The sequence below is a fragment of the Inquilinus sp. genome (assembly GCF_039594555.1).
In the GTDB taxonomy this organism is placed as follows: Bacteria; Pseudomonadota; Alphaproteobacteria; order DSM-16000; family Inquilinaceae; genus Inquilinus.
In genome coordinates, this window is sequence record NZ_JBCNNF010000400.1 from 1 (window position 1) to 6,361 (window position 6,361).

Here is a 6,361-nt window from a genome sequence, read left to right on the forward strand (position 1 = left end):
GAGTAAGCTATCACCAATCTTTGAGCAATAGGAAATCTTTTTTGCATCGCAAAAGATTCGGCAAGTTGAGTGTTAAAATCTATAAAATCCGAGCGAACCGGAGCCTTGCGGCGAGGCTTCGGCCTCGGCGGGAAACGGCAGCACCCCGTGCCTGCGCGGGCGGAATGCGGTAACTAAGGGCGGAGCGAATCGTGTCTCCCCAGGTTCCGCGGACGGCGTCGTCGTCCCATCCCTGCCCAACGGAGAGATCGGAATGAGCCTGTCGATCGCCCAGCGCCTGCAACGGCTGGACGCCCGCATCGCCGAGATCCTGTGCTGGCGCGACCGGGCCGGCGAGCCGATCGCCGAATGGCGCTGCGACGGCCGGCCGCTGGCGCTCGGCGATCCCTGGCCGCACACCGAGGGCGTGCTGGCCTTCACCGCCGAGGCCGAGGTGCCGGCCGCCTGGCCGCTGGAGGAGGTGCGGCTGCGGCTCGATGTCGGCGGCGAGAGCCTGCTGACGCTGCAGGAGGAGGGCGCAGGCACCACCCGCTTCGGCCTCGACCTGAATCATCGCGAATTCCCGCTGCGCGCCCGCCGGGTCCGGATCGAGACCGAGAGCGTGCCGCGCCTGCCCTTCGGCCAGCCGGTGCATCATCCCCGCCTGGCGGAGGCCCGGCTGGTCTGGGTCGACGGGGCGGTGCACCGGCTGGCGCTGCTGCTGCGCCAGGTGTGGGAGGCGGCGACAGCGCTGGGCGGCCACGAGGCCGTGCCGCATCTGCTGGCGGCGGCCGAGGGGGCGCTGCGGTCGCTGGACTGGCCGTCGGCCACCGGGGCCTATCTGGCCCGCACCGCGCCCTTGCCGCAGCAGCAGGCGATCTGGCGCCTGCCGCCGCTCGACCCGCAGCCGCCGGCGCTGGGCGAGGCGGAGCGGGCGGCGGCGGTCGCGGCGCATGACGCGCTGGCGGCGGCGCTCCGTGCGCTCAAGGAGCGGTTCCCGCCGCAGGGGCGCCTGGCGATCACCGGCCACGCCCATATCGACCTGGCCTGGCTGTGGCCCTATGCCGAAACGCGGCGCAAGGCGCGCCGCACCTTCCACACCGCGCTGCGGCTGATGGAGCGATTCCCGGATTTCGTCTTCAACCAGTCGACCGCCGCCTACTACGCCCAGATCGAGGCCGACGACCCGGAGCTGTTCGCCGCGATCCGCGAGCGGGCGGCGGAGGGCCGGTGGGAGGCGACCGGCGGGCTGTGGGTCGAGCCCGACACCAACATGCCGACCGGCGAAAGCCTGGTGCGCCAGGCCCTATACGGCCAGCGCTATTTTGAGCGGACCTTCGGCCGCCGCCACACCGTGTGCTGGCTGCCCGACTGCTTCGGCTTCTCGCCGGCCCTGCCGCAGATCCTGCGCCAGGGCGGCATGGACAGCTTCTTCACCATCAAGGTGAACTGGTCGGAGACCAATCGCTTCCCGCACGACCTGTTCCAGTGGGAGGGGCTGGATGGCAGCCGCGTGCTGGCCCACACCTTCGACAACCCGATCGAGGGCTATAACGGCACCATCCGGGCCGATTGCGTGCTGCCGACCTGGCGCAACTTCCGGGGCAAGACCGCGCATGACGAAAGCCTGCTGGCGGTGGGCTTCGGCGATGGCGGCGGCGGGGTGACGCCCGAGATGCTGGAGCGCCAGGCCCAGCTGGCCGACTTCCCGGCGCTGCCGGAGCTGCGGCCGGCGCGGGTGGAGGATTTCTTTGGCCGGATCCGCGAGCGGGCGGATGTCGAGGCGCTGCCGGTCTGGCTGGGGGAGATCTATCTCGAGCTGCACCGCGGCACCCTGACCAGCCAGGGCCGCACCAAGCGGCTGAACCGCCAGGCCGAGCGTGCGCTGCTGGCGGCCGAGGTGGCGGGCAGCCTGGCGACGCTGCTGGGCGGCCCGGCCTTCGCCAGCCTGGAGCCGGCGTGGCGCGGCTTGCTGAAGAACCAGTTCCACGACATCCTGCCCGGCTCCAGCATCCGCGAGGTCTATGAGGATGCGGAGCGCGAGCTGGCGGCCGCGCGGGATGCGGGGCTGGATCGCCAGGCCGAGGCGATGGCCGCGATTGCCGCCGCCCTGCCGGCCGGCGGCACGGCCGATGCGCTGGTGGTGGTGAACCCCGACCTGTCGCCGCGCCCGCTGCGGCTGGAGCTGGAGGGCGAGGCCCTGGCGCCGGACCTGACGGTGCCGCCGCTGGGCGTCGTCGTGCTCGACCGCGCGGCGCTGCAGCCGGCGCCGGGGCTGTCGGCTTCGTGGTCGACCACGGGCAGCGTGCTGGAGAACAGGTTCCTGCGGGTCGAGATCGGTGCCGACGGCACCATCGCCCGGCTGCTGCACAAGCCGACCGGCCGCGACGCGCTGGCCGGGCGCGGCAACCAGCTCTGGCTGTACCCGGCCGACAAGCCGCGCAGCTGGGACGCCTGGGACGTCGAGGCGGACTATGACCGCCAGGGCTTCGAGCTGACCGAACTGGAGCAATCCGAGCTGGTCGAGGACGGGCTGGACCGGGCGGCGCTGCGTCTGGTCCGCCGCTGGCGCGACTCGACGATCACCCAGACGCTGACGCTGTGGGCGAACTCACCGCGGCTCGACATCCACACCCGGCTCGACTGGCACGACCGGCGGGTGCTGCTGCGCGCCTTGGTGCCGGTGGCGGTGCGGGCGGAGCAGGCCAGCTTCGAATGCGCCTTCGGCGTGGTGCGGCGGCCGACCCACCGCAACACCTCCTGGGACCAGGCCAAGTTCGAGGTGCCGGGCCATCGCTTCGCCGATTTGTCGGAGCCGGGCTTCGGCGTCGCCCTGCTGAATGACGGGAAATACGGCCACAGCGCGCTCGGCAACGTGCTGGGCCTCAGCCTGGTGCGGGCGCCGATTTATCCCGACCCGCTGGCCGATGAGGGCGTGCAGGAGTTCACCTACGCCATCCTGCCGCATGCGGGCGATTGGCACGAGGGCGGGGTGCGCGAGGCGGCGGAGGACCTGAATCAGAAGCTGCTGGCGCTGCCGGCGCGGAACCTTGCGGCCGGGCTGCACACGCCGCTGATGGTCTCCGGCGTCGCCGCCGGGCTGGCGGCGCTGAAGCCGGCGGAGGATGGCCGCGGCCTGGTGCTGCGCCTCTACGAACCGGCCGGCGCCCGCGGGCCGCTGTCGGTCACCGTGCCGGATGGCTGGCTGGGCGAGGCGGTGTCCTTGCTGGAGGAGCCCGTGAAGCGGGACCGGCCACACGCGCTGGAGCCGTTCGAGCTGCGCAGCTGGCGGATGTGGCCGGAACGCTAGCACGGGGCGCCCGGCCCGGGTCTCAGGCTTGGGGGGAGGGGACCCGGGCCGGGTGCGGCGCCAACTGCTGACGGGCGGCGCCGGGCGTCATCCGGCCATGGCCGGCGCGGCCTGTCCACTTACGGATCGGCAAGGCGCCGCGACCGCCGGTTCAGCGCCGCTCCTTCGGCTTGGCCGGGGCCGACCGGCGATCCTCGCCGGCGCCGGCGGTGCCGGGGTTGAACGAGGGCGGGTCGCTGGCATCCATGCTCTGGGCCGAGGCCTCGTCGACCTTGCGGCCGGCCGTCTTGCGATCCGGCTCCGGCGCGTCGCCGGGCTTGCGGGGCGTCGTCATGCGCACCTCCAATCTGTCCTGTGAAGGGAACGGCAGTGGAAACCGGACGGTTCCGCTTTGCGGAGCCGTAAAATAGGGGGGCCGGCAACCCTGGATGGACAGCGCCCTTCGGTTCAATCTGCGCCCAGATGCCTTATCGTCGATCACGGCGCCCGGCCCGGCCCGAGGCCTCCCCCACCACGCTTCGGGCCGGGCTCCTTTGTTTCGCAGCCATGACAATCCCGCCCCCGCGGCCCAGGGCATCGACGGCCCCGGCTCTCCCGTGCTGTGCTGCGCTGTGAGTCGGCTGGCGGACGCCGGCCGGGGCTGAGCGGGAACGGAGACGATGAGCACGGTCGAAACCCAGCTGCTGGACCGGTTCGAGCAGCATGTCGAGGAGCTGAAGCAGTACTGCTCGATCCCGAGCGTCAGCACCGACCCGGCCTATGCGCCGGAGGTGCAGCGTGCCGCCCGCTTCGTTGCCGACCGCATGGCCCGGGCCGGGCTGGAGCGGGTCGAGATCCTGCCGACCGAGGGGCATCCGGCCGTGACGGCGGAATGGTGCCACGCCCCGGGCGCGCCGACCGTGCTGGTCTACGGCCATTACGACGTGCAGCCGCCCGACCCGGTCGAGCTGTGGACCTCGCCGCCCTTCGAGCCGGCGATCCGTGACGGCCGCCTCTATGCCCGCGGCGCCTCGGACGACAAGGGACCGTCGCTGATCCCGATCCTGGTGGCCGAGGCCTTCCTGCAGCACGAGGGTGGGCTGCCGGTGAATCTAAAGTTCCTCTATGAGGGCGAGGAGGAATGCGGCAGCGCCCATCTCGCGGCGCTGGTCGCGGCCGAGGCCAAGCGCCTCGCCGCCGATGTGGTGCTGTCGGCCGACGGGGCGCTGTGGCGATACGACCTGCCGACCGTCACCGTTGCCAGCCGCGGCATGCTGAAGCTGGAGCTGGAGCTGCACGGCCCCGGCAAGGACCTGCATTCCGGCCGGCACGGCGGCAGCGCGCCGAACCCGCTGCCGGCTATGGCCCGCCTCCTGGCGACGCTGCATGACGAGGCCGGGGAGGTCGCCGTGGAAGGCTTCCATGACGGCATCACCCCGCCCGACCCGAAGCTGATCGAAGCGATCCACGCCTCCGGCTTCGATCCGCAGGGCTATTTCGCTGCGATCGGCGCGGCGGCGCCGCAGCCGATGCCGACGGCCGAGGAGCTGCTGGTCCGCCAGTGGCTGAAGCCGACGCTGGAGCTGAACGGCATCACCGGCGGCTATGGCGGGCCCGGTTCCAAGACCGTGATCCCGGCCAAGGCCGGCGCCAAGATCACCTGCCGCCTGGTCGCCGGCCAGGACCCGGACCGGGTCTTCGCCGCGATCGAGGCGCATCTCCGGCGGCACGCCCCGGCCGGGTACAGGCTGGAGATCCTCCGCCAGGGCGGGGGGGCGCCGGCCTATGCCCTGCCGGCCGACCAGCCGGTGCTGGCGCTGACCGAGGGCGTGCTGGGCGAGCTGTTCGGCCAGCCGCCGCTACGGGTGGCGATGGGCGCGACCATCCCGATCGGCGGCGTGTTCCGGGAGATCCTGGGGATCGAGACGGTGTTCTTCAGCTTCTCGACCGCCGATGAGGACTACCACTCGCCGAACGAGTTCTTCCGGCTGGAGCGGTTCCGCGACGGGCTGGTCGGCTGGGCGCGGCTGCTGCCGCGCCTGGCCGGCCACAGCCGGGGCTGATCCTTGGCTGTGGCTCCGGGGACACGAACGGAAAGGCGGGGAGGGCAACCCTGAGGCGCTCGACAGACTGGCGGATGCGCTGGTGGCTGCTGGTCTCGGTGGCGATGTCTCCGTCCCTCAAGGAGATCGGTGATTGGCTCGACGGCAATGGGTCTATGAAGTGAGATGGATCTTCGCGCGCTGGGCAAGCCCGGCACGCCGACGCACGAAGATGTCGCGGCTCAGCGAGTAAGCGCCCTTGCCAGTTCCTGAACATCGGCCTCGGAGAACGGCTTCGAGAGCACCGGCCGGACGATGAAGCGATAGTCGATCTGATCCTTCGGACGAGAGGAGACGAACGCGAAAGGGATGCCGCGCTCGGCGAGCACCTCCGCTACGGGGTAGACGTCCTCGCCCTGCGCCAACTGGATATCCAGGAGCGCGGCGTCGAAGCTCTTGGTCCGTGCGGCATCGAGCGCTTCAGCCAACCTCGCCAGCGGACCGATGATCCTGAAGCGGCCTGCCGCCAGCGCGTCCGCCAAGAGAATCCCGATCAGAAACTCGTCCTCGACCACGAGAATGGTCGGTCTATCGTCGGCCTCCATAGTGCCCCTCCAGCGATACCCGTCCGAACAACGGGCGGAAGCCAAGAGAGTGCGAGTGGAATTGTGCTTTTTGAGAATTTCGGACGGAAAGGGACCTGACCCGGAACATGGCGGGGGCACCACCGGGGCGGGTTGGATGCTCGGGGGACTCCTTCGCATCCGACGACGTTCAGAAGGGATTTCACGGAGCCGGCACCCCATTTGGAGGATATGCTTGGGCGGTGAGGCGGCGCCGAAGTGCTACCCACGGCAACGCCAGCGGGAATCGCGAACCCGTCTGGCGTATCGCCTGGCGTGGAATGTGCGGAATTGCCGGGAAAAGAACGGATGCAAACGAAAAAGGCGGAGAGCCGCGACCGGTCTCTCCGCCTTCCAAGCCCTTGTCCCGGCGCGGAAATCCGCGGGAACATTCAGGAAATTCGATGGTAGCTGGGGAGGGATTTGAA

The 6,361-nt window shown here is 70.7% G+C and carries 4 protein-coding genes; 2 read left to right on the plus strand and 2 right to left on the minus strand.

The features are described 5' to 3' along the window. Positions 1-253: 253 nt before the first annotated feature. On the plus strand, positions 254-3,289 hold the full coding sequence (locus ABDW35_RS29825) for a glycoside hydrolase family 38 C-terminal domain-containing protein (RefSeq protein ID WP_343717481.1): 3,036 nt from the start codon (positions 254-256) through the stop codon (positions 3,287-3,289). Positions 3,290-3,440: 151 nt separating this feature from the next. On the opposite strand, the gene ABDW35_RS29830 is transcribed toward ABDW35_RS29825, so the two are convergent. Continuing rightward, positions 3,441-3,623: a hypothetical protein gene (locus tag ABDW35_RS29830; RefSeq protein ID WP_343717482.1), complete on the minus strand. Its 183-nt coding sequence runs from the start codon at positions 3,621-3,623 to the stop codon at positions 3,441-3,443. 325 nt (positions 3,624-3,948) lie between these two features. Between ABDW35_RS29830 and ABDW35_RS29835 the strand changes: the two genes are divergently transcribed. Continuing rightward, positions 3,949-5,331 (plus strand): dipeptidase, encoded by a 1,383-nt coding sequence (locus tag ABDW35_RS29835; RefSeq protein ID WP_343717483.1) that lies wholly within the window; start codon positions 3,949-3,951, stop codon positions 5,329-5,331. A gap of 221 nt (positions 5,332-5,552) precedes the next feature. Here the strand turns inward: ABDW35_RS29835 and ABDW35_RS29840 are convergent, their stop codons facing one another. Continuing rightward, on the minus strand, positions 5,553-5,915 hold the full coding sequence (locus tag ABDW35_RS29840; RefSeq protein ID WP_343717484.1) for a response regulator: 363 nt from the start codon (positions 5,913-5,915) through the stop codon (positions 5,553-5,555). Positions 5,916-6,361 lie beyond the last annotated feature (446 nt).